The sequence below is a fragment of the Bacteroides faecalis genome, from assembly GCF_003865075.1.
GTDB classification, from domain to species: Bacteria; Bacteroidota; Bacteroidia; order Bacteroidales; family Bacteroidaceae; genus Bacteroides; species Bacteroides faecalis.
Genome location: NZ_BHWB01000007.1, coordinates 253,406 through 279,350 on the forward strand (window position 1 = coordinate 253,406; position 25,945 = coordinate 279,350).

At 41.9% G+C, this 25,945-nt stretch carries 28 protein-coding genes and 1 tRNA gene; 7 read left to right on the plus strand and 22 right to left on the minus strand.

Annotation, left to right across the window (positions count from 1 at the left end; genetic code table 11):
* Positions 1–1,457 precede the first annotated feature (1,457 nt).
* The 10 genes from EJF25_RS13735 to metK all read right to left on the minus strand — a co-directional run bounded on the left by EJF25_RS13735 (position 1,458) and on the right by metK (position 9,297).
* The gene (locus tag EJF25_RS13735) at positions 1,458–2,516 is read right to left on the minus strand and encodes an endonuclease/exonuclease/phosphatase family protein (RefSeq protein ID WP_125041632.1); all 1,059 of its coding nucleotides are present in this window, start codon (positions 2,514–2,516) and stop codon (positions 1,458–1,460) included.
* Between the two features lie 89 nt (positions 2,517–2,605).
* Positions 2,606–2,676: transfer RNA gene (locus tag EJF25_RS13740), tRNA-Gln, on the minus strand.
* Positions 2,677–2,775: 99 nt separating this feature from the next.
* Positions 2,776–4,068: a tyrosine--tRNA ligase gene (gene tyrS, locus EJF25_RS13745; RefSeq protein ID WP_125041633.1), complete on the minus strand. Its 1,293-nt coding sequence runs from the start codon at positions 4,066–4,068 to the stop codon at positions 2,776–2,778.
* An 83-nt stretch (positions 4,069–4,151) separates the two neighbouring features.
* Positions 4,152–4,943 carry a TatD family hydrolase gene (locus EJF25_RS13750; protein ID WP_125041634.1) on the minus strand — a complete coding sequence of 264 codons (792 nt, stop codon included), beginning with the start codon at positions 4,941–4,943 and terminating at the stop codon, positions 4,152–4,154.
* Positions 4,944–4,966: 23 nt separating this feature from the next.
* Positions 4,967–5,194 (minus strand): membrane protein insertion efficiency factor YidD, encoded by a 228-nt coding sequence (yidD, locus tag EJF25_RS13755; RefSeq protein ID WP_125041664.1) that lies wholly within the window; start codon positions 5,192–5,194, stop codon positions 4,967–4,969.
* A gap of 44 nt (positions 5,195–5,238) precedes the next feature.
* Positions 5,239–5,628, minus strand: a complete 390-nt coding sequence (gene rnpA, locus EJF25_RS13760; RefSeq protein ID WP_125041635.1) for a ribonuclease P protein component — start codon at positions 5,626–5,628, stop codon at positions 5,239–5,241.
* A gap of 6 nt (positions 5,629–5,634) precedes the next feature.
* A complete protein-coding gene (locus tag EJF25_RS13765; protein WP_125041636.1) occupies positions 5,635–6,381 on the minus strand; it encodes a uroporphyrinogen-III synthase in 747 nt (248 codons plus the stop codon).
* 4 nt (positions 6,382–6,385) lie between these two features.
* On the minus strand, positions 6,386–7,207 hold the full coding sequence (locus EJF25_RS13770) for a DUF4271 domain-containing protein (RefSeq protein ID WP_370685722.1): 822 nt from the start codon (positions 7,205–7,207) through the stop codon (positions 6,386–6,388).
* An 83-nt stretch (positions 7,208–7,290) separates the two neighbouring features.
* Entirely contained in the window at positions 7,291–7,878 is a 588-nt protein-coding gene (locus EJF25_RS13775; RefSeq protein WP_125041637.1) for an LOG family protein, read from the minus strand.
* A 126-nt stretch (positions 7,879–8,004) separates the two neighbouring features.
* Positions 8,005–9,297: a methionine adenosyltransferase gene (gene metK / locus EJF25_RS13780; RefSeq protein ID WP_125041638.1), complete on the minus strand. Its 1,293-nt coding sequence runs from the start codon at positions 9,295–9,297 to the stop codon at positions 8,005–8,007.
* Positions 9,298–9,572: 275 nt separating this feature from the next.
* Between metK and EJF25_RS13785 the strand changes: the two genes are divergently transcribed.
* The gene (locus tag EJF25_RS13785) at positions 9,573–9,761 is read left to right on the plus strand and encodes a hypothetical protein (protein ID WP_125041666.1); all 189 of its coding nucleotides are present in this window, start codon (positions 9,573–9,575) and stop codon (positions 9,759–9,761) included.
* Positions 9,762–9,864: 103 nt separating this feature from the next.
* On the opposite strand, the gene folK is transcribed toward EJF25_RS13785, so the two are convergent.
* From folK to miaB, 9 genes are all read right to left on the minus strand, one after another.
* Positions 9,865–10,341 carry a 2-amino-4-hydroxy-6-hydroxymethyldihydropteridine diphosphokinase gene (gene folK / locus EJF25_RS13790; RefSeq protein ID WP_125041639.1) on the minus strand — a complete coding sequence of 159 codons (477 nt, stop codon included), beginning with the start codon at positions 10,339–10,341 and terminating at the stop codon, positions 9,865–9,867.
* A gap of 6 nt (positions 10,342–10,347) precedes the next feature.
* A complete protein-coding gene (locus EJF25_RS13795) occupies positions 10,348–10,710 on the minus strand; it encodes a hypothetical protein (RefSeq protein ID WP_125041640.1) in 363 nt (120 codons plus the stop codon).
* Between the two features lie 10 nt (positions 10,711–10,720).
* Positions 10,721–11,779 carry a tRNA preQ1(34) S-adenosylmethionine ribosyltransferase-isomerase QueA gene (queA, locus tag EJF25_RS13800; RefSeq protein ID WP_025075526.1) on the minus strand — a complete coding sequence of 353 codons (1,059 nt, stop codon included), beginning with the start codon at positions 11,777–11,779 and terminating at the stop codon, positions 10,721–10,723.
* A 17-nt stretch (positions 11,780–11,796) separates the two neighbouring features.
* Positions 11,797–12,519, minus strand: coding sequence for a tRNA pseudouridine(55) synthase TruB (gene truB, locus EJF25_RS13805; protein WP_125041641.1), 723 nt, complete (start codon positions 12,517–12,519; stop codon positions 11,797–11,799).
* Positions 12,519–13,310, minus strand: a complete 792-nt coding sequence (locus EJF25_RS13810; protein WP_125041642.1) for an undecaprenyl-diphosphate phosphatase — start codon at positions 13,308–13,310, stop codon at positions 12,519–12,521. The genes truB and EJF25_RS13810 overlap by 1 nt, the downstream gene beginning before the upstream one ends.
* Entirely contained in the window at positions 13,307–13,582 is a 276-nt protein-coding gene (locus EJF25_RS13815; RefSeq protein ID WP_025075523.1) for a DUF3098 domain-containing protein, read from the minus strand. Before EJF25_RS13815 ends, EJF25_RS13810 begins: the two co-directional genes overlap by 4 nt.
* 71 nt (positions 13,583–13,653) lie before the next feature.
* Complete coding sequence (locus EJF25_RS13820) at positions 13,654–14,535, minus strand: cell division protein FtsX (RefSeq protein ID WP_125041643.1); 882 nt, start codon at positions 14,533–14,535, stop codon at positions 13,654–13,656.
* A gap of 3 nt (positions 14,536–14,538) precedes the next feature.
* A complete protein-coding gene (locus tag EJF25_RS13825; RefSeq protein WP_125041644.1) occupies positions 14,539–15,438 on the minus strand; it encodes a methyltransferase domain-containing protein in 900 nt (299 codons plus the stop codon).
* Between the two features lie 136 nt (positions 15,439–15,574).
* Positions 15,575–16,945, minus strand: a complete 1,371-nt coding sequence (miaB, locus tag EJF25_RS13830; protein WP_125041645.1) for a tRNA (N6-isopentenyl adenosine(37)-C2)-methylthiotransferase MiaB — start codon at positions 16,943–16,945, stop codon at positions 15,575–15,577.
* Between the two features lie 278 nt (positions 16,946–17,223).
* Here miaB and EJF25_RS13835 point away from each other — a divergent pair, with 278 nt between their 5' ends.
* The 6 genes from EJF25_RS13835 (at position 17,224) to EJF25_RS13860 (ending at position 21,458) form a co-directional block, all read left to right on the plus strand.
* The gene (locus EJF25_RS13835; protein ID WP_125041646.1) at positions 17,224–17,676 is read left to right on the plus strand and encodes a DUF4252 domain-containing protein; all 453 of its coding nucleotides are present in this window, start codon (positions 17,224–17,226) and stop codon (positions 17,674–17,676) included.
* Positions 17,666–18,178, plus strand: a complete 513-nt coding sequence (locus tag EJF25_RS13840) for a GFO_1088 family ECF-type sigma factor (RefSeq protein ID WP_025075519.1) — start codon at positions 17,666–17,668, stop codon at positions 18,176–18,178. Before EJF25_RS13835 ends, EJF25_RS13840 begins: the two co-directional genes overlap by 11 nt.
* Positions 18,171–18,593 (plus strand): hypothetical protein, encoded by a 423-nt coding sequence (locus EJF25_RS13845; RefSeq protein WP_125041647.1) that lies wholly within the window; start codon positions 18,171–18,173, stop codon positions 18,591–18,593. The genes EJF25_RS13840 and EJF25_RS13845 overlap by 8 nt, the downstream gene beginning before the upstream one ends.
* Position 18,594: 1 nt before the next feature.
* Positions 18,595–19,062: a DUF4252 domain-containing protein gene (locus tag EJF25_RS13850; RefSeq protein WP_125041648.1), complete on the plus strand. Its 468-nt coding sequence runs from the start codon at positions 18,595–18,597 to the stop codon at positions 19,060–19,062.
* Between the two features lie 389 nt (positions 19,063–19,451).
* Positions 19,452–19,901: a ferrichrome ABC transporter substrate-binding protein gene (locus tag EJF25_RS13855; RefSeq protein WP_125041649.1), complete on the plus strand. Its 450-nt coding sequence runs from the start codon at positions 19,452–19,454 to the stop codon at positions 19,899–19,901.
* Between the two features lie 57 nt (positions 19,902–19,958).
* Positions 19,959–21,458, plus strand: coding sequence for a butyryl-CoA:acetate CoA transferase (locus tag EJF25_RS13860; protein WP_125041650.1), 1,500 nt, complete (start codon positions 19,959–19,961; stop codon positions 21,456–21,458).
* 40 nt (positions 21,459–21,498) lie between these two features.
* Here the strand turns inward: EJF25_RS13860 and EJF25_RS13865 are convergent, their stop codons facing one another.
* From EJF25_RS13865 to EJF25_RS25740, 3 genes are all read right to left on the minus strand, one after another.
* A complete protein-coding gene (locus tag EJF25_RS13865) occupies positions 21,499–24,297 on the minus strand; it encodes an RHS repeat domain-containing protein (RefSeq protein ID WP_125041651.1) in 2,799 nt (932 codons plus the stop codon).
* Between the two features lie 191 nt (positions 24,298–24,488).
* Positions 24,489–25,775 carry an RHS repeat domain-containing protein gene (locus tag EJF25_RS13870; protein WP_125041652.1) on the minus strand — a complete coding sequence of 429 codons (1,287 nt, stop codon included), beginning with the start codon at positions 25,773–25,775 and terminating at the stop codon, positions 24,489–24,491.
* A partial coding sequence (locus EJF25_RS25740) for a hypothetical protein (protein ID WP_235016818.1) occupies positions 25,748–25,945 on the minus strand: 198 nt, incomplete at its 5' end. The genes EJF25_RS13870 and EJF25_RS25740, both read right to left, overlap by 28 nt.

Below are 25,945 nucleotides of genomic sequence, written 5' to 3' on the forward strand. Positions count from 1 at the left end.
TGATTCTTCTTTGAGTCATGACAAGATATTGCCAAGCATAAAAATAGAATTAAAGTAAACGCACTTTTCATTTTTGTTGTTTTATCATTGTATTAGATTCATTGGTCACCTTCTTATTACATAATCTAAACTAATAAAGGAGATTTTATTGATTTGTCTTTCAAAGTAATTATCAAATTAGTAATACTCCTTTTTCATAAGAATAAATAAAGTGTTTTTCAGTATGACAAACTCAATTGAACAGAACAAAAATAACAAATACATTGTATTTTAGCAAGAGAGAGGGCTGACCATTTCGGACCAACTCCTCTTTTTGTACTAAAGTCTTGATGAAAAACGGTCTTTTTGGGAGAATATTTCTTTTAATAAATTACATAAACGACCTTTTTTATCACGCTAATGCACGAAAACAGTATAACCGAAGTAACTACAGACAGGATGGGGTAACACATTTCCTGCTAAAATTATGGACGCAAAATGGAAAATATATCGATTAAATTATTACCTGTTTCAATTTGTGGTTGGTTTTAAAGTTATATAGTCCGCAAGCTATCAAAACAAACATATCCGGGTTATTCACCCCATTTTAAGTTATATCGTATCGAAGAAGCTAATCCCAAATCCATCGTCATCTTGAAGAGAATAACCCTTTGACAGTTTCGCCAAATGTTGTACAAGAACAATCTGGAACATGTACTAGTATTAAACAACTGAAGTACTACAATTGACCAACTCAAATACTAGAATTAGCCGAAAGATGTATTAGAGTCAGGTAACTCAAGTACTAGTTTATTCTTCTATAATCTATAAGAAGATTGTTTTCAATCTATTCGATCTTTTTTTCAAACATTACGGTGTTTGATAACAATCTATTCAATGTTTTTTGGGAAGAACGGCTTATTTTGAATAAATGAAAAGACTTTGCTTCATTGTCATATTTTTATATATTCCGCTAATATACAATTGATTGCATTGCGCCATCTTTTTTTACATGAAATGTCACAATCATTCACGACTCTTTTAAGACATTTTCCGAATAACCGTATCCTGTATTTTGATCTGTCTATTTACTTTCTATATTATTGTGTCTAGAAATCATAATAAAAAGATGACGCAATGCAATCATTTGTATATTAGCGATATATACAAAAATATGACGATGAACATAAATGCTTTCACATTGATAATGCGCGTTGTTTTTGACTTATTTCGACCTAACAATTTGTTTATCATACATTTTCCTTACAACAAGACACTCCTCCTCTATATCAATTTACATATAGTTTATCTTCTTATCTGCTTCCCATTGGATATGAACCAAAGATACCATTTATATGCAAATTGGCGAAAACGGCACATATATGCACTGCTGGCCAATAATCATTTTCAAAGATTTACTGAACAGTTTTTTTGAAAAGATGTATACCTCTCAATTCACAGGTTCTTATTCCAAACAATCATTTTCTTCGAATCTTAAAGGTAGCAAGATTCCCTTTATGATCTGTTGGCCAAGTACAAGAAGGTGTTAAAAATTTATCTTTAGAATCGTTTTCTGTTATTTTTCCACGAATAACAGTTTCCGAAGGACCTACCAACAAGCAGTCTTTCATCGAAAGCTTTGAGTTCATCGGATAATAATAGATAAAGTCAATACGATCTCGCTCGTCAGCGTCGGGAGCCCAAGCCAGTATTTCTAATTTAGCCTCTTCAGCCACTTTATTTCCGGCAGGAAAAGTAAATCCGGGATATTGAACAGGATTCGGATATTTCTCTCGATAGGTATCTTTGAAGCCTGCCTCATGAAGCATCATAGAACAGTCCCAATGGATAATTGCCCCGTTATGATCCCACAAATCCTTCGTATCTGCTTGCCAATCCAAATGAGAAGGTTCATTAAAATCTCCACCCATGATTACCGGACGCCCTTGCTTAATATCAGACTGAACCTCTTGAACAAAAGAGCGGATTGTCTCGTCTCTATAAGCCATTCGATTTGCTTTTAGAACTTCATTCTCGTCTGTAATCGGTTTATCCATCTTCTTCCAAGTATTGCCATCATAACCACGCGGCATATAACATTCATAATGCAAATAATCTAAATGACAAGAGTAGAAAGAGACCGGTTGTCCGTCTATCGTAGTTACCATTTTCAGCATAGCACGAACTTCATCACCGGGCACAATACAACATCTTATCAGACTATCCGGTTTGAACTTACTCAGTACACCGACTACCATACCTAAGGTCTCTCCGTAGTAATGCTTCCCTCGGGCTTCCAGATCCTTTAATACACGAGGCATAAACTTATTCCCATTAAAGTCTCTGATTTCGCACAAGAAAACAACATCTGCATCCACCTGATACAATACATCAACAATTCCCTGATAGCCGTTAGGTACCTTAGAACCCTCATGCCACAGGTTCAACTGCAAAACAGTAAATGTCTTTGTTGTCTTCGCAATGCAAGCACCAGCCAAACCCAACAAACAAAACAATAATAACAAACTCTTTTTCATATTGTGCCTTTTTTATATTCTTTCTCCAATTCCCGAAAATGAAAAAGCCCCGAAAGTATTACCTTCCAGGGCTTTTCTTTAATTAGCAGTTGTCCTACCAAGATTCGAACTTAGACAAACAGAACCAAAAACTGTTGTGCTACCATTACACCATAGGACAAACTCGAGTGCTTTCTGTTAAAAAGCGGTGCAAAGATAGGGTTATCCAACTAAATCTCCAAATATTTCGATATTTTTTTTATCAGAAACCCTCTTTTTCTTATTTTGCGATCAGCAAGTAATAGTTCTTTTTGCCACGTTGAACAAGCAAATATTTCTCATCCAGCAGGTCAGCAACTGTAATTGTCTGATCAAAAGCCGTCAGCTTCTCTTTGTTCAACGAAACACCTCCACCTTGAACCAACTTACGCATTTCTCCTTTTGAAGCAAATACAGCCGCATTATCCACAAACAGATCGACAGCCTTCACTCCCTCTGCCAACGCATCACGAGAAATTTCGAACTGAGGGACTCCTTCGAACACTGCCAGCAAAGTATCTTCATCCAGTTTGCGTAAAGCTTCAGAGGTAGCATTACCAAACAAGATATTAGATGCATCGACTGCTGCATTATAATCATCTTCAGAATGAACCATGATCGTTACTTCTTTTGCCAAACGTTTCTGAAGTACACGTAGATGCGGATTCTCACGATGTTCAGCAATCAACGCATCAATCTCCTCCTTACCGATAGAAGTAAAGATCTTAATATAACGTTCTGCATCAGAATCGCTTACGTTCAACCAGAACTGATAGAACTTATAAGGTGAAGTATAACGGGCATCCAACCAGATATTACCGGATTCCGTTTTACCGAACTTACCGCCATCCGCCTTTGTAATTAACGGACAAGTCAAGGCAAATACCTCTCCTCCATTAGTACGACGAATCAATTCAGCCCCGGTAGTAATATTACCCCATTGGTCAGATCCACCCATCTGAAGCTTACAACCTTTTGTTTCATACAAATGAAGAAAGTCATAACCTTGTAACAGCTGATAAGTAAATTCTGTAAATGACAAACCATCGCGTGCCTCACCATTCAGACGTCTTTTCACTGAATCTTTCGCCATCATGTAGTTCACAGTGATATGTTTACCTACCTCGCGGGCAAAGTCTAAGAAAGTAAAGTTCTTCATCCACTCATAGTTGTTCACCAACTCGGCACGATTCGGAGCATCCGATTCAAAATCAAGAAATTTAGCCAGTTGCTGTTTGATGCATTCCTGGTTATGATACAGCGTTGCCTCATCTAGCAAGTTACGCTCCGCCGATTTACCGGAAGGGTCACCAATCATACCTGTAGCACCGCCCACGAGCGCCAATGGCTTGTGACCGCAACGTTGAAGATGACGAAGCATCATCACACCGCAAAGGTGTCCGATATGCAACGAATCAGCAGTCGGGTCGATTCCCAAATAAGCCGTAACTTGCTCTTTGTTCAACAACTCTTCTGTTCCCGGCATCATGTCATTCAACATACCGCGCCATCTTAATTCTTCTACAAAATTCATCGTATTACTCTTTTTATTAGGTTTTATTGTTTTTCTTTTCCACTTTCGGCAAAAGTACGACTCTTTCTCCGAAGATACAACTCTTACGCCTTAAAAAAGACGTTTTGTACATTTTCCTGAATCGTTTCCCGTAGCATCTCTACTTCCACTCCACGTACTTTGGCTGCCCGTTGAAGAAGCTCTTCAATATCAAGCTGACTATTATCTGTTTCCAGAAACAAACGTTCAGGCGGTACTGCCAACATTGCCTCATCCGGATAATACTCTCCGAAGGACAGATAAAAACCTAGCTTCAATAACTGCTTTGCCTGCTCCGGCTTTCCTCGGAAACCATGCCAGATCCAAGGCTGTTTGGCACGAAATTCCTTTTTTACAGCCAGCAGTTCTTCCATTGCTTTCACACAATGAATAATTATTGGCAACTTGAACGTTTCGGAAGCGTCTACATGTGCCTTGAATATAGGAAGCTGTAAATCCATCGGGGCCTGAGCCAGTTTGTCCAGTCCCGTCTCACCGATAGCAATCATTTGCTTGGAAGATTGCAATTCGCTCATACGCTCCCACTGTTTTTCCAGATTATTCTGACTTAATTCCCATGGATGAATTCCCATTGAATAAAAGCATTCTTTTTTCAACGCTTCTTTGTTAATGAAAACCGGTCCATCCAACAAACCTCCTTCCGAAGGCTTTGCCGAGATCAATTGCTGTAAAGCAAGCTTTCTATTTATATCAGCTTCCTGATTAGGTGCCAGCGGCATATGTATTGGAGAAATCCACAACAGAGGATAGTTATAAATAGAACGTTCATCGCTCTTCAAATTATGTGTGTGAATGTCCAGAATCTTTTTTGTATTTTCTTTTGCAACCTTTCTCATATTCTAAATCTTTATCGAATCATTCAAGGTACCGGATCATAGCCGGATCCACCCCAGGGATGACATCTCAGGATCCGACGGATAGCCAGAAAGAGTCCTTTAACAGGGCCATGTTTCTTTATTGCTTCGACAGCATAAGCCGAACAGGTAGGAGTAAACCGGCAGGAAGGAGGAGTCAGAGGTGAAATACAAACCCGGTAAAAGTAGATGGGAAGTAACAATAAAAATGAAAATACTTTTTTAAGAACCATTCTTATATTTCTCCAGATGACTGATATCCAGCGAACATAAGCTTTCATAATGATAGCTTTTCAGAAATGCGCAAAAGCGCAATTCTTATTTTTTCTTCCAATTCGGAAGTAGCAACAAATTCGTCCGAAAGATAAATAAAAGCAATGGCAAGATGTTGATTACAGCATTGTAGCTGATCTAGCAACAGATGTTTGTTTTTGCGGTAAGCTTCACGAATCTGACGTTTCACCCGATTGCGTTTTACCGCCCGTTTGAATCGCCGTTTCGAGACGCTGATAAGAATAGCAACCGAAGCTTCTCCTTTTTCGACAGGCATATATACAATGCGTAACGGAAAGATGGAAAAGGATTTGGAAACACCTCCTTCAAACATCTTTCCGACCAGAATTTTACTATTCAGCCTTTCGGCTTTACGCAAAGTATATAAACTCACTATGAATTATTTATTGTTTTCCTTGATAAACATATCAAGTGCAGCAGTCATCGACGGAGCTTTCACTGTAGGAGCTTCAAGATCCAGACGAAGTCCGGCATCGCGTACTGCTTGTGCCGTAGTCGAACCAAAAGTACCGATTTTGATCTCTTTTTGGTCAAAATCCGGAAAGTTCTTCTTCAAAGAAGTTACTCCGGCAGGACTAAAGAACACTAACATATCATAATCAAAATCCTCCTCGGCTGTAAAGTCATTGCTGACTGTACGATACATCACAGCTTCAGCATGTTGGATATTATGCTTGTCGAGTAAATTCTTCACATCATCATTGTGAACGTCAGACATAGGCACGAGATATTTCTCAGTCTTATGCTTCAGAATAGCAGGAATAAGGTCTTCAATCTTTCCGGTAGTACCAAAGAAGATTTTACGCTTACGATACTGAACATATTTCTGGATATACAGTGCAACCGCTTCGGTTACACAGAAATATTTCATTGTTTCCGGGATTGTGACACGAAGTTCTGTACACAAATGGAAGAAATGATCAATTGCATGACGGGAAGAAAATATTACGGCAGTATAGTCAAGAATCGAAATCTTCTGTTGCCGGAATTCCTTCGCCGAAAGGCTTTCCACCTTGATAAAAGGCCGGAAATCTATTTTTACGCCATACTTTTCAGCAATGTCGTAATAGGGAGATTTCTCTGACGCAGGCTTAGGCTGCGATACCAGTACTTTTTTAATTTTCAACGTCCTAAAATTTTATTAGCAATATATTGTTTATTTGAACTAGTACTTGATAGAGTAACAGACAAGGTACTATTTCAAGAGCGCAAAAGTACAAAATTAATAGGAAAAGAGTATTTAATTGGTGAAAAAAAAGCTTTATCCACTTATAAAACATCAATATTTTAGTAAAAATTAGAATCGTCAGCCCAAATCTAATCAGATTCGTTAGATTTAAATCGAAATAAACGAGAAATAGAACAAAAGGGAAAAGTGCAAATCCAGCATAATATATGAGTGTAGAATAAGATTCAAGCCATATATTTGTCCTGTTTTTATCAAAGAAAACCCACCCCAGAAACATATAAATGATCCATTTCAGGAAAAAGTAAACTAAGCAAGAACCGACATAACCTCCTAAAAGAAGCAGGGGAGGAATCCGCTCCATCAACATCGGTTGTTTATCATGAAAATAATTGAAGAATACAATACCCGAAAGCACACAGGTCTGGACAGTAAGTACAATCAGGTAACGCACATCGGCAGCTGTGGAACTATCAAAAATACTGGTTCGTTCGCGGTGCAATATGAAGTCTTTCACTTGCTGTGTGAGGAATTTCTTTCCTCTTGCCAATGCAATGGAAGAAAGAAAGAAACATACCAGCAATGTCAAAGAGATCACATCATCTGTACGCGGAGAGTAGGAAAGGGGTTCTCCTTCAAAACCGGGGGCATATTCTTGTACGGAATGATATTCCGTCAGTTGAACACTATCTGCCGACACAAATTGCCCTTGATAGAAAAGAGGCAATGTATCCGCAGGAACCACAGATGTGGTATCTCTCAGCAACATTGTTGCCGTCGAGTCCGTTTGCAACGAATCATTCGGCGACTGTGCAAGAGTACTTGTGGGATGTATGAGTGCTCCGGGTCTCATATCGCAGCAAATTTACGAATAGAGATATCCCAGACAGGAGTGGTATAAAGCAATTCGACAGCTTCCTCAGACGTGTTGGCTACCTTCCAGATATCACCATGCTGACGACGCATGAAATTTTCATCAATCGCCCTACCAAGCATATTGAGTAAAGGATCATAGAAGCCATTGACGTTCAGAATCACCACCGGATTGAGGTATAAGCCAAGCTGTTTCCAGGTAATTATTTCAAGCAACTCTTCCAGCGTTCCACAACCTCCGGGCAAGGCAATGACCGCATCGCTCAGGTCTGCCATCTTCTGCTTACGTTCATGCATGGAAGCTACTTCGATCAATTCCGTCAGCCCCATATGTTGCCAGTTCTGCTCTACCATAAAATGAGGAATGACACCTGTCACTTCTCCGCCATTACTGAGCACTGCATCGGCTACAGAACGCATCAGACCGATACTTCCCGCACCATTGACCAAACGGATATGATGTTCGGCAAGCAAACGTCCAAGTTGTTCGGCAGCTTCGAAATATACAGGATCTATCTTTGTACTGGAAGCGCTGTATACGCATACGGAATGTATCTGATTCATCACTATTTACGGGTTTACGGTTGTGGGTGCAAAATTAGGAAAAAATAATAAAGGTCGCCCTCTCGTGACTGCAAAAATCATACGCAGACCGAAAACGGGCGACCTTTCTATAAGGTTAATTCCGGCTTACAGACCGAAAGCTGCTTTTATCTTATCTACATAGTCAAGTTTCTCCCATGTAAACAGTTCCACTTCTACTGTCTTATTACCTTCGTAACGAGAGTGGAAAGTCTTCGACACTACCTGAGGCTCACGTCCCATATGGCCATAAGCAGCTGTTTCCTGATAAATCGGATTACGAAGTTTCAGACGTTCTTCAATCGCTTTCGGGCGAAGATCGAACAGTTGGTCGATAACGCGAGCTATTTCACCGTCGCTCATGCTTACATGAGAACGTCCGTAAGTATTTACATAGATATTGATCGGGCGAGCAACTCCAATGGCATAAGAAACCTGTACCAACATTTCGTCAGCTACACCTGCTGCAACCATATTCTTTGCAATATGCCGGGCTGCATAAGCTGCGCTGCGGTCTACCTTACTAGGATCTTTTCCGGAGAAAGCTCCACCACCATGAGCACCTTTGCCACCATAAGTATCTACAATAATCTTACGTCCTGTCAAACCGGTATCTCCATGCGGGCCGCCGATCACAAACTTACCGGTCGGATTTACATGATAGACTATACGGTCATTGAACAGTGCCAATACTTTATCATGATGAATAGAAGCAATGACACGCGGCATAAGTATCTCGATCACGTCCTTACGAATAATTTCCAGCATTTCTTCGTCAGCTTTCAGTTGAGCAGCGTCAGAATTATCAGCAGGCTGGATAAAGTCATCGTGTTGCGTAGAAACCACAATCGTATCAATACGGACAGGAGTTCCGTTATCATCATACTCAATCGTAACCTGGCTTTTAGCGTCGGGACGAAGGTAAGTCATCACCTTGCCTTCACGACGGATATCAGCCAGCACTTGTAAAATACGGTGTGCCAAATCAAGTGAAAGCGGCATATAGTTTTCCGTTTCATTGGTTGCATAGCCAAACATCATTCCCTGATCGCCTGCACCCTGTTCCATCGGGTCCTGACGTTCTACACCACGGTTGATATCGGGACTCTGTTCATGAATGGCAGAAAGCACACCGCAAGAGTTACTTTCGAACATATACTCTCCTTTGGTATAACCGATTTTCTTAATTACTTCACGTGCGATGAGTTGAAGATCAACGTACGCTTTTGTTTTCACCTCACCCGCTAGTACCACTTGTCCGGTAGTTACCAGTGTTTCGCAAGCTACTTTCGAACTGGGGTCGTAAGCCAACAGTTTGTCAAGTACGGCATCCGATATTTGATCGGCTACCTTGTCGGGGTGTCCTTCTGACACCGATTCGGATGTAAATAAATATCCCATCTTCTTATAAATTAAGAATTAAAACTAGAAAATGATCAATGAATGAGTAGGAGAGGTGAGTGCTGCAAGAACCAGCCGGAAGGGCATCAACAAGTTATGTTTTAGCATTTTTTTCCGTGGTTGCAAGCTACTCAAATCTGTCCACACTTTCATTTCGGACACAAAGATAAGTATTATTCGAATATTCTTTTTATCTTTGGGCAATGTTTAACATATAAATATTCGTTTTATAGAACGTAAGTATGTTAGGTACTCTTTCAAAATTAAATCGTTCAATGGTCATTAATAAGAAATTAAAAACAATATTTGTTCTGGCACTCTATGTGGGGTTTACCATTGCAATCTATGCAATTGTCTGTCATTTTATGGATATCGAATTTGAAGATATTCACTTGCTATATGCAACCTTGATTGGATGTATAGCATATCTGCCACGCTTCATTGCAGAGAAGATGAGAAAATAATCAATTGATAATCAATATATAAGAAGCCAATTAGTGGGTATATAGATACAGCAGGGTGTTTATATATGCCCAGCACAATGAATATATAGATACCACGAAAGCTTTATAAATCACTTAAAATCTTCTTCATTGTCTTTCCCAAAACTGGATGTATCAGGTCAGGTGCAATTTCTGCTAAAGGGCGCATCACAAAATCACGCTTCGCCATTAAAGGGTGAGGGAGATTCAACTCAGCACCTGAAGGAGACTCAACGGATAGAACCAGATCATCATAAAGCAATAAGTCTATGTCAATCACCCGGTCACTATAAGTTCCATTAACCGATTTATGGATACGTCCTAAATCACATTCTATCCCTTGCGTTTTGTGTAATACCTCCAAGGGGGATAACTCTGTATCCACACACAAGGCAGCATTCAAAAAACTATTATCAGAAGTAAACCCCCAAGGGGCAGTTACATAAAAAGCAGACAGGGAAATCACTTTCCCTATCTGCTCTTCTATTTTTTGTACGGCAATCAAGAGATTCTGTTCCTTATCGCCCAGGTTTGTACCGAGTCCCAAATATACTTTTGACATCGTAAACTACTTCTTTCCGGCAAAAAATGTTTTAATAACATACTCTTTATCCATAGGAACAAAGAATTCTACTTTGCCACACTGAGGACAAACATACAAATTAAACGCTTCACGATTCTGAAATAGTTCAAAGAAGTTTCCAAAGAAACCGGTATTCATACCCTCATGAAACTCATATTTCCCGGAATATTCCATTTTGACATGACAACGTAAACAATCTATTGACCTTTCTTCATGATCGACAGACTGTCCTTCACCGGAAATTTCTGCTATACCCAATACCCGACCGTCTGGAAAGCTATAGTTACAGTTCCAGCAGATATCGAAGTTATCTTCTACTTCTTCATGACATTCCGGACATATCTTCATAAGGCTCCGTTTATTTATCCAGAATCAACATTGCATCTCCATAAGTACCGAAACGGTAACCTTCTTTCAATGCTACATGATAGGCATCCATCACCTGATCATAACCACCGAAAGCAGCCACAATCATCAGTAAAGTAGAAAGAGGCATATGGAAATTAGAAATCATCGAATTAGCTACCGTAAAGTCATACGGTGGGAAAATAAATTTATTCGTCCAACCTTCAAACTCTTTCAAGTGTCCGTCTGTGCTCACTGCACTTTCTATGGCACGCATTACTGTAGTACCTACCGCACATACACTCTTACCGTTATCTTTAGCACTATTCACCATATTCACCGCTTTTTCATCAACAAGCATCTGTTCGGAATCCATCTTATGCTTTGTCAAATCTTCCACATCAATATCACGGAAGTTACCTAGTCCGGCATGTAATGTGATATAAGCAAAATCAATGCCTTTAATCTCCAAACGCTTCAGCAACTCACGACTAAAGTGTAAGCTGGCAGTCGGAGCGGTAACCGCACCTTCGTTTTTAGCAAAGATAGACTGAAAACGTTCCGCATCTTCCGGCTCTACAGGACGGTTGATGATAGAATGGGGCAGGGGAGTTTCACCCAACGCATACAATGCCTTCTTGAATTCATCATGAGGCCCGTCATAAAGGAAACGAAGCGTACGGCCGCGTGAAGTCGTATTATCAATTACTTCGGCAACCATAGAATCATCCTCGCCAAAGTACAACTTATTACCGATACGAATCTTACGGGCAGGATCTACTAGTACATCCCACAAGCGAAGCTCTTCATTCAACTCACGTAACAAGAATACCTCGATACGAGCACCCGTCTTCTCCTTGTTACCATACAAACGGGCAGGAAATACCTTTGTATCGTTGAATATAAATACGTCCTTATCATCAAAGTAGTTCAGCACATCCTTGAACATCTTGTGTTCAATTTCACCAGTACGACGGTGCAACACCATCAAGCGCGACTCATCTCTATACTTCGTAGGATGCAAAGCGATTTTATCCTCGGGTAACTTAAATTTGAATTGTGATAGTTTCATATCTATTCTTTATTACGTTAATTATTATCTTCTTCATTTTCTATTTCCTGCTGGTCGATCCACTCCTTAAAATGTTCCGGGTCCAGACAATCTTCCAACCGGACATCGCCGACACGAGTACGAATCAATCCTGTCAGATGGGCTCCGCTCTGGAGCGCTTCGCCAATATCACGTGCCAAAGCACGAATATAGGTTCCTTTACTGCATACAACACGAATCCGGATCATCGGTTCAGGAGTATCCAACCGGCACTCCAGCAACTCTATTTCGTCAATCACCAATTGCTTCGGTTTCAGCTCTACATCTTCGCCTTTACGTGCTAATTCGTAAGCCCGTTTACCCTCTACCATACAGGCAGAAAAGGCTGGGGGAACTTGCTCGATAGCACCGATAAAGTGCGTCAATACTTCTTCTACCTTCTCCCTTGTGATATGTTCTGTAGGGTAAGTAACGTCTATCTCATGTTCCAAGTCATAGGATGGAGTAGTAGCGCCTAACCGAAGTGTGGCAACATACTCTTTCGTATGATATTGAAACTCTTCAATCCGTTTTGTAGCCTTCCCGGTACAGATAATCATCACTCCCGTTGCGAGAGGATCAAGTGTTCCGGCATGACCGACTTTTAGTTTTTTCACTCCTATGCGGCGGCAAATATGGTAACGGACATGACCGACTACCTTAAATGAAGTCCAGCCGAGAGGTTTATTGAAAAATAGTACTTCTCCTTTTTTAAAATTCATCAGCTCAGTATAATCGTCACCAATCCTGCAATTGCGCAATAAATAGCAAAATAGATCAGCTTTCCTTTCTTCACAATATTAATCATCCATTTACATGCCAGACAGCCGGCAACAAAAGCAGCTAAAAAGCCTGCTACCAGTGATAACGTAGGAATATCTCCCATCACTGATTCTCCCTTTGCCATCTTAATGCCATCAAGCACTGCTTCTCCCAAAATAGGGGGAATTACCATCAGAAAAGAGAACTGCGCCAACTTCGCCTTATTATCACCCAATAAAAGTCCGGTAGCAATAGTAGATCCCGAACGTGACAATCCCGGCATAACTGCACAGGCCTGTGCCAGACCGATAATAAACGCATCTTTCATCGAGATCTTATCTTTCTGACGTGGTTTATAATAGTAAGAGAACGTTAATAGAGCGGCTGTCAGCAACAACATACAACCCACAATCAACAATCCCGAACCAAATATCTCTTCTACATAATCTTTAAAGAACACGCCTACAATTCCTATTGGAATCATTGAGATTATTATATTAATCACATAGCGGGTTTCTTCATTCATCTGAAACTTAAACAGTCCGCGGAAAATCCAATCGATCTCTTTCCACAATATAACCAGCGTACTACATACCGTAGCCACATGAACAACAATTGTAAACGCCAAATTATCCTCCCCTTCTATTCCAAACAGTGCCGATCCGATAGCCAAATGTCCGCTACTACTTACAGGCAAATATTCAGTCAATCCCTGAACCAATCCAAGAATCAATGCTTCTAACCAACTCATTGTACTTCTTTATTAATATCAGTCGTGTTGTTATAATCAGTTTGATTCGTTTTCGGTTTGCGCAGTACAGCGTAAATCATCCATAAAAAACCAAACAAGCAAACTGCAGGTGCCACTTTGATTCTACGTACACTAAAAATATCCGGCTCAAAAGCCGTTTCGGACGACGAAGGTCCTGTCATCAATAGAAATCCGATAATAACAACCGCCATCCCTATTGCCAGTAAGATAAAGTTTACCTTATCAAAAGCAAATTTCTGCTTGTCAGCCATAGTTTTATTTAATTATAAATTAAAAATCCAAGAATCAACCATTATAAATCCCCCTTAACATTACATCTATATTAAATATAGTATAACGTATTTGCTTTCATCCTCAAGTATTTATTGATAGAAATGTAAGCACACAGCCAAGTAATCACTATTCCAAACACCAGCACACTTCCGCATACAATCAACATCACCTCGGGAGTAATGATCTGAATCAACTCCTGCTCATACGTCACCGCCCAATAAGCAGTACCCATCAATATTGTATCGGCTATCACCGCTGCAAACACTCCACTCCACACATTTTTCCGAAGGAACGGACGCCGGATAAATCCCCAACTGGCTCCCACCAACTTCATCGTATGAATCAGGAAACGCTTGGAATAAATTGCAAGCCTGATCGTATTGTTTATCAATGCAAAAGAAATAAATGTCAGTACCACCGCCAACGCCAACAGCACAAGGCTGATATTCCGAATATTCTCATTAACAGCGTCAATCAGTTCTTTCCGGTACAACACATCCTGTATGTTAGAATTCTTTTTGATTATCTTTTCAATCTTCGCAATGCTATCCGAGTTTGCATAATCAGAGTGAAGTTTTATTTCGAGAGAAGCCGTAAAAGGATTATAGCCAAGGAACTCTTCCGGATCAGTTCCCATGGCTTCAGTCTGTTCTTTCAAAGCCTGTTTCTTTGATATATATTCGGATTCCTTCACAAAAGCTTCTTTATTCAACTTCTTCTGAAGTTTCAGGATATCTACTTCCTTCATATCATCGCTGATCAGAACAGAAAAACTGATATTTTCGCGTACATATACAGAAAGATTATGCGCTGCCAGCACAAAAAACACAACCAGTCCCAGCAACAACAATACTAGTGTCGTACTGATACTCGACGTGATAAACTGCATGTCGAAAAGTGAGGTCGATTTATGTCTGTTCTTATTTCCCATGCGTTATCTTTTTTTCCGGAATACATAAATCATAGAGCTACTTCGTTCTTTACGCCCCATTGCACTGAGCCAAGCCATGCTTCCCACATACATACCTTTCAGGAAGCTGAGCGAACTGCCACGATGTTTCTCACTCAGCATGGATACATAAAATCCATCAAACGGCATCGGATGGCGGGCTGCCATAATAAAACCATGACGGGAAGCCAACTTCTGTATAGTAGCAGGAGTAAAGTGCCAAAGATGACGGGGAACATCATACGCCGCCCAATATTCTTTATAATGCTCCGCATCATAAGAAGAGCAATTAGGTACTGCCACAATCAACAAACCTTTTTCAGTCAGCAGTTCACGAAGCAACTCCCATGTTTCATTGAGTGACTCCAAATGTTCCATCACATGCCAGAGTGTAATTACATCGAAGCTACCCGGTTCAAACTCTTTCAAAGCCGATTCCGGTTTTACTTCCAAGTCGAAATGTTCTAATGCAAAAGCACGTGCCTGCGGACTCTTTTCTACCGCTTCCACTTGCCATCCACGACGCAACATGGTATCTGCAAAATAACCGGTCCCCGTTCCGATATCGAGCAGACGCCCCGTTTTACGATGTGCCTCCTTTACTACCAGACGCGCTTTACGGCCCAGCATATAAGAACGTACATAGTGATAAACGGAATTCATTGCGCCTTTGCGCGTATCAGTATGAGAGATGTAATCGGGAGTTTCATAATACTTGCCAATTTCTGCTTCTACCGGAACACCTTGCGTGAATGTAAATCCGCAATCTTCACACGAATACAGTTCAAACTGTTCGCCCGAAGCATAAAAATCCGTGCACGTCATAACACCTTTCAAGTGTGTACCACCACACAACGGACAAGCATTTATAGTGAGTTTCTCCATTAATTCTGCACAAAATTAAGTGTTGCCCTCCAATCAAAAGACAACACTATACCCTAATTTGGTGCAAAGAAACAAATAAAAAGTGACGTAATAACCTTTCTTTAAGGACTTTTAATAGAAAGAAGGAGGGAAAAGTCTATAACACTTCTTCTCCCTTTAGCGTTGCTGAACTCGCTTCCATAATACGCACATTCACAAAATCACCGACTCGATGTGTTCCTCTGTCAAACACAACCACCCGGTTCTGCTCTGTACGACCAAAAAGCTGATCTCTCGAACGCTTGGATACCCCCTCTACCAATACCTCATAGGTCTTGCCGACACACCGCTGGTTAGCCTCTGCCGACAGACGATTTTGCAAAGCAATGATTTCGTTCAAACGACGAACTTTCACATCTTCCGGCACATTATCCTCAAGATGTTTGGAAGCATACGTACCCGGACGTTCGGAATATTTAAACATAAAAGCAGCATCGTATCCACATTCTTCCATCAGGGAAAGAGACAATTGATGATCTTCTTCTGTTTCTGAATGAAAACCGGAGAAAATATCAGTCGTCAATCCACATTCGGGAATGATACGTTTGATAGCAGCTACCCGTTCCAAATACCATTCACGAGTATATTTACGGTTCATCAGTTTTAAGATACGAGAACTTCCGCTCTGTACCGGCAAATGGATATGTTTGCAAACATTTGGCATTTGAGCGATAACTTCCAACGTTTCATCACTCATATCTTTCGGATGAGAAGTTGTGAAACGAACACGTATTCCCGGTGCGGTTTCGGCTACGGTACGGAGCAACATCGGGAATGTTACCACTTCCCCTGAAGGTTTCTCAAAACAGTAGGAGTTTACGTTTTGTCCCAGCAAAGTAACTTCTTTATAACCTTTCGATACCAGATCGGCTACTTCATTCAAGATACTTTCCACATCACGACTACGTTCCCGCCCGCGCGTATAAGGCACAATACAATACGTACAGAAATTATTGCACCCGCGCATGATAGAAACAAATCCCGAAATATGATTTCCACAAATCCGGGAAGGAATCACATCGCGGTAAGTTTCGGTAGTCGAAAGTTCCACATTAATTGCTTTCTCGCCGGCTTCTACAGCTGCAATCAAATCAGGAAGTGTCAGATAAGCGTCCGGACCTACTACCAGGTCTACATGATGATTCGTTATCAAATCATCCTTTACACGTTCTGCCATACAACCTAATACTCCCACAATCAGGTGTTTCTTCTTTTTCTTCAGTGAGTGGAAAAACTCTAAGCGGTTAAGAATCTTCTGCTCCGCATTGTCACGGATAGAGCAAGTGTTCATAAACACTGCATCAGCTTCCTCAAGCGTATCGGCCACCGAATAACCCGCCATTTTCATTACGGAGGCTATCACTTCACTGTCGGCTACATTCATCTGGCAGCCATAAGTTTCGATGAACAACTTCTTGTTGTCATCAGCAGTTGCGGATTTAAAGTCCGCTTCCGTCAGTTCATTCATACGTTATTCTTGTTAAATTCGTCTGCAAAGATACGGCTTCGCTTTCAATTCATCGTAAAAATGAACTGAAATTCAAGGTAGACAGGTTAAAATTCATCGAAAAGCGGAGCAAGAAAACACAATTTGTTTTTCTTAGAAAGAGAGGATCACTCATATTTTTTCATTTATTTTGTAACAAACCCTTTCCTTATCTCGTCTCCCTATTGAAAGTCCCTCAAAAAGCGCGCAAACGAAGGGCTATCGAAAAAATGAAATATTAACATAAAATACTGAGTACAATGAAAAAAATACTTGTGATAGCTATAATCGCTCTTATTGCCCAATTGAGTTACGGACAACAGAAGGTGGACCAGTTATTCAATAACTTCCGGACAGAGAGTGACATTACTTCTGTCAATATGGATACCATAGCAACGAAGCTTGCTTTATTCAAAAAGTCAATGGGAGTGGAAGGCATAGAAATTCTAAGATTCAATGACTGTGAACAGAATGTGAAGGAACGTCTGGACACCGCAATCAAGAACCTGAAAGATCCGGCATACGAAACAATGATCAAGTCCAACAAGAATAACAGTCATACAAGAATCTTAGTCAAAATAGAGGAGAACAAGATTCGGGAACTAGTGATTCTCACAACCGGAGATGATTATGCACTCATTCGCCTCAAAGGAAATATGGATCCTCGACATATGGGAAAGTTTATCAATGACCATAAAGACAATGGACGTTGAGATATTCAAAAAACGGTTTCTCCCGTTTCACCCTAAACTCTATCGGATTGCTTACGCTTTAGTAGAGAACCAGGCAGATGCAGAAGATATCCTTCAAGAAGCATACTGCAAGTTGTGGAACAAACGGGAGGAACTGGAAGGTATCTTGAACCCGGAAGCATTTTCGGTAACACTGGTCAAGAATCTCTGCCTGGATTTTCTTCGCTCACCAAGAGCACGACACGATGAAGGGGAGGAATCATTAGAAAGGATTGTGATTGCAACCGATTCGTCACCGGAGAAAGAGCAAGAGGAAAAAGATGATATCCGGTATGTGCAAAAGTTAATCGAACTGCTGCCTAATAATCAGCGACAAGTACTTCGTCTATACAGCATGGAAGACTATTCCTACGAGGAAATTGAGCAACTAACAGGACTAAGTACCGCGAACATACGAACCTTGCTCTTTCGGGCAAGGAAATTTATTCGAGAGAAATTTGATAAATCAAACAGTTATGGATGAGAAGAAAATAGAAGAATTAATAAACAAAGCATTACGGGAGAAATCATCTCTACCGGATGGGCTATCGGAAAGGCTGGAACAGAAGATTGATCTTCTGGCGAAGGAAGAAATGCAAGTCGGCAAGGCAAGTAATGCCGGTAAGCGATTCTCACCTAAACGACGATTATGCTATTGGGCAGGAGGAATAGCTGCCACCCTACTCGGTGCCGTACTATTTGTCTTTTCTGAAACAAATAGTACTGAAACATCTCTGACCGATACATATACTGACCCGCAAGAAGCAGCAATCGTTGCTCAAAATGCATTGGCTATGATGTCGGCAAACTTGAACAAGGGACTTACCAAAGTCAATAAAACCAGTGAAGAAATTTATAAGGTGAATAAAATATTAAATAAACAATTAAACAATGAATAATATGACCAAGAGATATTTATATACCCTAGTATTGCTGTTTTGCGCAAATCTTTGTTTTGCCCAACATACGTTGTTCGACAAATATGCCGACAAAGATAATGTGACCTCTATCTTCATCACGAAAAAAATGTTCCAGATGATGCCTTCTGTTAGTACTCCGGGATTGAACTTAGAGAATATGAAAGGCAAAATAGAATCCCTCCATATCCTCACCTCTGAAGACAAAAGGATAAAGGAAAGTATGAAGAAAGATTTTACTGCCCTGATGAAGAAGGATTATGAAGAACTGATGCGGATAAAAGACGAAAATGCAAAAGTAAATTTCTATATCAAACAGAAAGGGAATCTTATCAGCGAAATGGTTATGATAGCAGATTCGACAGAGGATGATTTTACGGTCATGCGCCTATTGGGCAGTTTCACACTTAAAGAGATGCAGGAAATTACGAAGACAATCCCCAAAAAGTAGAGATTTTAGAAGCTAATTGTACGAATCAGTAAAATCCAATATCTAAAATGATGATTATACCTTTAAGGATATAGTATATAAGTATCGTACAAAGAATTATTAGTCTCTTCTACTTTATTTGCCCCCAATAAGGCAAAAAATTGTATATTAAGGGATAGAATTGTAATTAATGTTAATAGAATAAACATTTCCCAGCTTATTTCTTGGTAATTTTAATTTTATTTTTCACTTTTGTGCAATGAAAGAAACATTAGATTTTTTCATAGTTAAGGTTTAGGTTAAAAAAATTAAGGGGAGCTGTGAAGCTGCCCTTTTTTCATACCAAAAAGTTAGCCTGAATCAGATATTATATTTACCTTTGGCGGACAACTATTTAGAAATGCAACATTATGGAAGATATTTTTAAGTTTCTCTTGCTAGCAGGTGTTATTATTGTAGGAATAGTCAAATCGTTGAAAAAAACAGTTGATAATACAGAAAATAAACGTTCTGTCCCTCCTACACAACCGACTGCCGAAACAGTTCCGGATGCTGTTCCCTTGCCTGAGGCGTGGGGCAACATATTCACACCGAAAGATATCTTCCAACCGGCAACAACTCCGAAGGAATCTACTTCTCCTTCACAAAAACCAAAGAACCAGAAAAAGCATATCGCACAGTTTGGCTCCGAAAATAACGTTGCACAACAGAATACCGAATCTCAATCGAGTCACCCGCATATTTCTTCATCTACCGTTTCTCAGGAACTCTCAGAAAGCGAAGAGGACTTTACTATCCACTCCGTAGAAGAAGCACGTCGTGCTATCATCTGGGGAGAAATCATGCAACGTAAGTATTAATGAGAAAGTAAGAACCCATAAAAGAAAATTGTAATCTAACACGAATTTATACTATTTATGTCATTCAATCGTATTTCAGCAGCAGAAGCTGCGAGCCTGATCAAACATGGCTACAACATCGGTTTGAGCGGATTTACTCCCGCAGGAACCGCTAAGGCTGTTACAGCCGAACTTGCAAAAATTGCGGAAGCAGAACATGCAAAAGGAAATCCTTTTCAAGTAGGTATCTTCACAGGAGCCTCTACTGGAGAATCATGTGACGGAGTGATGGCACGCGCCAAAGCAATTCGTTACCGGGCTCCTTACACGACGAATTCCGACTTCCGCAAAGCTGTAAACAACGGAGAGATTGCTTACAACGATATCCATTTATCGCAAATGGCACAAGAGGTTCGCTATGGTTTCATGGGTAAAGTAAACGTTGCCATCATCGAAGCTTGCGAGCTGACTCCAGATGGTAAGATTTACCTGACCGCTGCCGGTGGGATTGCTCCTACTATTTGTCGTTTGGCAGACCAGATTATCGTTGAGTTGAACAACGCACATAGCAAAACAGGTATGGGGTTGCACGACGTATACGAACCGTTGGACCCGCCTTACCGTCGCGAAATTCCTATCTACAAGCCAAGTGACCGTATCGGATTACCTTATATTCAGGTAGACCCGAAAAAGATTATCGGTGTGGTAGAAACAAATAAGCCGGACGAAGCACGTTCTTTTGCGGATGCTGATCCTTTGACTGATAAGATTGGTGAGAATGTTGCCGACTTCCTTGCTGCTGACATGAAGCGTGGCATTATACCATCTACTTTTCTGCCTTTGCAATCAGGAGTAGGAAATATCGCTAATGCTGTACTTGGTGCATTGGGACGTGACAAAACAATTCCTCCGTTCGAAATGTACACTGAAGTGATCCAGAACTCTGTAATCGGTTTGATTCGCGAAGGACGTATCAAGTTTGGTAGTGCTTGTTCTTTAACTGTTACCAATGACTGCCTGGAAGGTGTTTACAATGATATGGATTTCTTCCGCGACAAATTGGTTCTCCGTCCTTCGGAAATTTCCAATAGTCCAGAAGTGGTTCGCCGTCTCGGTATTGTTTCTATCAATACTGCTATTGAAGTAGACCTTTACGGTAATGTAAACTCTACTCATATCGGAGGAACAAAGATGATGAACGGTATTGGTGGTTCGGGAGACTTTACGCGTAATGCTTATATTTCCATCTTCACCTGTCCGTCAGTTGCGAAGGAAGGAAAGATTAGTGCAATTGTTCCGATGGTTTCTCACTTGGATCATAGCGAGCACTCTGTAAATATCGTTATCACCGAACAAGGTGTTGCCGACCTGCGCGGAAAGAGCCCGAAAGAACGTGCACAAGCTATCATCGAAAACTGTGCTCATCCTGACTACAAACAATTGCTTTGGGATTACCTCAAACTGGCAGGAAGCAAAGCGCAGACTCCACACGCTATTCAAGCAGCATTGGGTATGCATGCCGAACTTGCTAAGAGTGGTGATATGAAAAATACAGATTGGGCAGCTTATAGCAAATAACTATAAAGTATAATCAACATACAGGATTACCGGAAGGTGACTAGGAGCGAAGAAACTGCCTCTTAGCACCTTCTTTTTTATACCCAAATAGATTAAATACAAAAACGTAAATATATATAGACAAATAATTGTACTTTTCACATTTGGGATCCATCACATGCCACCTCCCTATCACCGCATCATAATGTCTCGCCCCATAATCATACCAGCTCAATCCATTCCTCGTATCCAACTCCTTACCATTATACTTAAAAGGCTGAACACTATTGGTTGATGTAAAAGTACCACCAAAAGGATAATACGCATTCGTCTCCTCAACATTGCCATCCTTATCTGCTACAACTCTTACATTACCCTGATGATCCTTCAAATAGAAATGAACCTTCCTATCCGGGAAACTGACATAACCCGCATCATTGAGCAACATCTTCAACACCCCGTTCTCATAGATCGCATTACCACAATAATCCGTTGTTAAGGTAGTAGCCCCCGTCTTATGTACCGTACGAAGCTTCGTTCCGTCAGCTGCATACTCATACTGCACGCTGTTACCATCCGCAAAGATTACCTGATCAGGCAAATTTAAAAAATTATACCCAATACTACTAATATTCTTGTTTAAATCTTTGGTCAGATTACCATTTTTATCATAAGCATACTCCACCGTTTGATTGGAATTGTCTTTGAATTCAGTTCCATTACCATAAACCGAACTTGTGGCAACGTCCTTTACCGCCTGCAACTGGTTACCGTTATACGTCAAAGTCAGATTATCAATCAGCCCGTAGCTACTTGCAGCCGTCTGCCCGTAACGTTTCAGGCCTAAGATATTTCCCATCTTGTCATAAGCGGTAATCTGCTCATTGAATCGATTCGTATTAGAGGCAAGCGTAGCGCCTTCCCCGTAGAGGGCATCCTTCAATCTGGAAAGCTCGTCATACGTGAAACGATACCCCCTTTGGATCGTTTCCGTTCCTGCCTTCCACAACATACTGCTGATGTTGCCATTATAGCAAGGGGTATTCCCCGTTATTGCCTCCTGATAATTCAGCGTTTGACTGAACAGCGTCCCTGTAATACTCTTCGTCCAAGAACGAATGTTATAAGCATACTCCGTTTTCAGCCTAGCATTCCCGTTTCGCCCGTCCGACTTCAAACGTCCCACTTCATCGTAGGTGTTATCCACCAGAGTCACTGCCGCGGCATTATCCAACTGATAGGTGGTCTTTAACAGACGTTCCGCCGGGTCATAGGTATGGGTATATACTTCTGTCCGGGTGTCCGACCCGACAGTATGTACTTTCCTGACTTGCGTAGGATTTCCCGGGAAGTCGTAGGCAGTAAATATCTTATCCTCTCCTCCCAGAGAATTGTTTCCCCGCTGCTGGATCATACGTCCCCTCTCATCGTAATACATCACCGAGTACAGGTATCCTGATACCGTCCCATTGCCGGATATCTTAGCCGTCAGTGTGCCTGTAAGCAAGCCTTTGACTCCCACTGTCCTGAGTTGGTCATACCCTGCTACTTTTTCGTAAGCAGTGGAAGCGCCCGAAGGAATTCCATTCGATCCTATAAAGTTATACCGGTCATAATAATTTACGCTCAATATAACAGGGGTGGTCAAGGCGACTTTTGAGGGAAGCGTATATCCTTTCAGCTCATTAGTCTGATTCGTGCCTGTTAACCGGGTAGCTTTCACCACTACGTTCTTTAACGGATCATTTGCATGATTCAGCGTATTCTTGCAGGTTCCCGTCAAGACGATCCTTCCAAAAACATCGGGTATGCTGAAGGACCATTCCCCTTTGGAACGTTGCATTCCGTCCTGTACGAAGATAGGACGGTCGGCTGAATCATACACTGTATAGACGGGATCGCAACCGGGAAGTTTCTTGTAGATGCAACGGTTCCGTCCGTCATATTTGTAGAGGTAAGCATATTTTTGGATGGCTGCCGCAGTCTCGGTCCAGGAAGCGGGGGTAGTGGCCGAGGTCAGCAAGTCCGAAGCTGCCGGAGGTAATACCATCCGTAGATTCCCGTAGTTGTCATAAACGTAATAGGTATCGAGCATCACCTCCCCGTCCATTACGCGTGAAAGGAGTACCCGGTCCGTAGCCCGGTCCTTGAATTCCAGGGTGATGTGTCCGTCCTCGTCAGTAGTCTGCGTACAGTCGAGAGTACCTGTCGCATAGTCCTGACGGTAGGTGAGGCTGTCCGCTGAAAGGGAATAGATACGCGCGCTCAATTTAGGATAGAAGGTCAGGTAATGCGCCAGTCCTTGTCGGTTCTGGTTGGTAAGGAAAGAGGTCTGCACCGGATGTTCCTCCCAGTCCTTTCCTGGACCGAACTGTTGTCTGATCCGGTTCAGAGAGGAGTTCTCGTGGACGGGATAGCTCCAGGGGGCAGTGTCTTTGCCGTAGTAAGCGGCCGCCCGGGCTATGTCCCCCACCACGTAAGGTTCCATGTATTTGCCGCCGGAGGTATTCGCGCCTACAGGCAGGTAACGGAAAGATTCCCGGTTAAGCCCGTCATAGCTTTGCAGGTTTACCAGGTCTTCTCCGTTAGGGGAGAGGCCATGCAGGATGTTCAGGTTAGGATTACCGAAGCGGTCGTAGTATTGGATTTCACGCCGCATCTGGTTCTCACTCAGTCCGGCAAGTCCGGAAGTCTTTATCCGCGGAGTCACAGTGATGATGTGAGGCTGTCCGGCACTGGTGTGCATGTACAGGGTGTCCCGGGATTGGGCGGAAGCACCGACGGGATATAGGGACAGGACCAGGAACGAAAGGAGGGTTCCCAATGTCCGCAGATTTCTGATAGTTCGTATCGCTTTCATAATTATTCGTTATTTATGCTATTGTTGAATTATTCGTTATTTATGCTATTGTTGATTCTATTTTTGATTCTTGTTTTACTCTTGTATTACTCTTGTTCACAAGCTTACTTTATCAGCTATGCCGAAAAGCCGTAGTCGCATTTGGTGAATCCGCCACAGGCATATACGGCCTTCAGCATACCTGATTCCCGTTATTTCTCCCCCAGGTGGTAGAGATACTGTTGCAGCAGTACCTTGTTCGCGGCCGAGTCCAGGTAATAGCTCCTTGTCAGCCGGTTGAAACCGTCGTACTCATGCCGGGTGGTGATTCCATTGGGATCGGTGACAGCTATCACCCCCTGCAACGGTTCGTATTCGCAGGTGTACACATTCGCTTCCGGTAAAGAAGTACGCAAAAGCTGCAGGGCCTGTAGCATGGCCGGGCCAGGCATCATGTCTCCTGCCCAACCGTCTGCCTCACCGGCGTCCACTCCCATGGCGGCCAGTACCTCCGATCGTGTGGCATTCTCTATCATAGCAACCGGGAAGCGGCCCCGGTATCCCCAGAGATACGTAATGGGAGTTCCGTCCTTGCTGTGTACCTCTGCCACATTGTTATATAAGTCGTAAGCCGTATAAACCACCTCATCACGAAATTCTGTTTCCCGGTCCGTCGCGGAAAACACTCTCTCGGGAAGGCTTGTACCTTCCTTGAAGAGGATACGGTTCTCTTTCCGGCTGCCCCCTTCCGTATGACGGTGCATCGAAAGTATTCCCGGAAATTGCCCGTCCAGATAATCGTACTCGTCAATAGTGAGACCTTCGTCACTGCGGACAGTGGTTATCTTACGGGGGGCCAGAGAAGTTCCCGACAGATGGGAAAACTTATACTCGAATGTCTTATTTTCCTTGTAAGACTCAAACTCATAAGGGGGCTGGTCATGAGGTACCTGCTCACGAGTTTCTATGGTATATTCTTTTGTGAGGAATGTATACGACCCGGGATCCAGATAGAAGGTAGTCTGGGCTAGCCCACCGTCTTCCGATGGATAGAACCTGCCGGTATTGAATACATTATCCCAGGAATAATCTCCCGGATTATTTTCGCAGACTTCCCGGCTGACAGAGATATGTCGTACCGGGATGTCGATGCTGACCACGCCTCCCGTACTGACATGTTCGTACTCATACTCCGTAGTGGATAAAAAAAAGCCATTATCCTTGTAACGGTCCACTCGCTTCAGTTTTCCTGCCAGCCATTGGTCGTCGGACATATTGATGTATTCATCCGGATGCTTTCCCGGATTGTTGGGAAGGGGGCATACGAGGCCTTTCAATTCTTTGTAAGAGTGACTTAACAGGTAATCATTCACTTGTTTCTCTTTTTTGACATAATTCAACTCAGGATCATATTGGTCCCATTCCAGTACGTTGTTGTACTCATGGCAAGGCACATGGTAGACATACTCTGTCACAAGGGCGGAACCGCCGCCTTCCACCTCTCCCTTACGTTACTGTAGAGAACAGGGCTTCCGTTGTGGAATGTGATCTCACTGACGGGATTGTTATGGATAACCGTCATACTCTGGAGATTGCCAGGTGAGAAAGTACAAGAACGCTGGTCTGGTAATCCCGTTCGGTGACGATATGGGGAATGGCACCGCCGCCC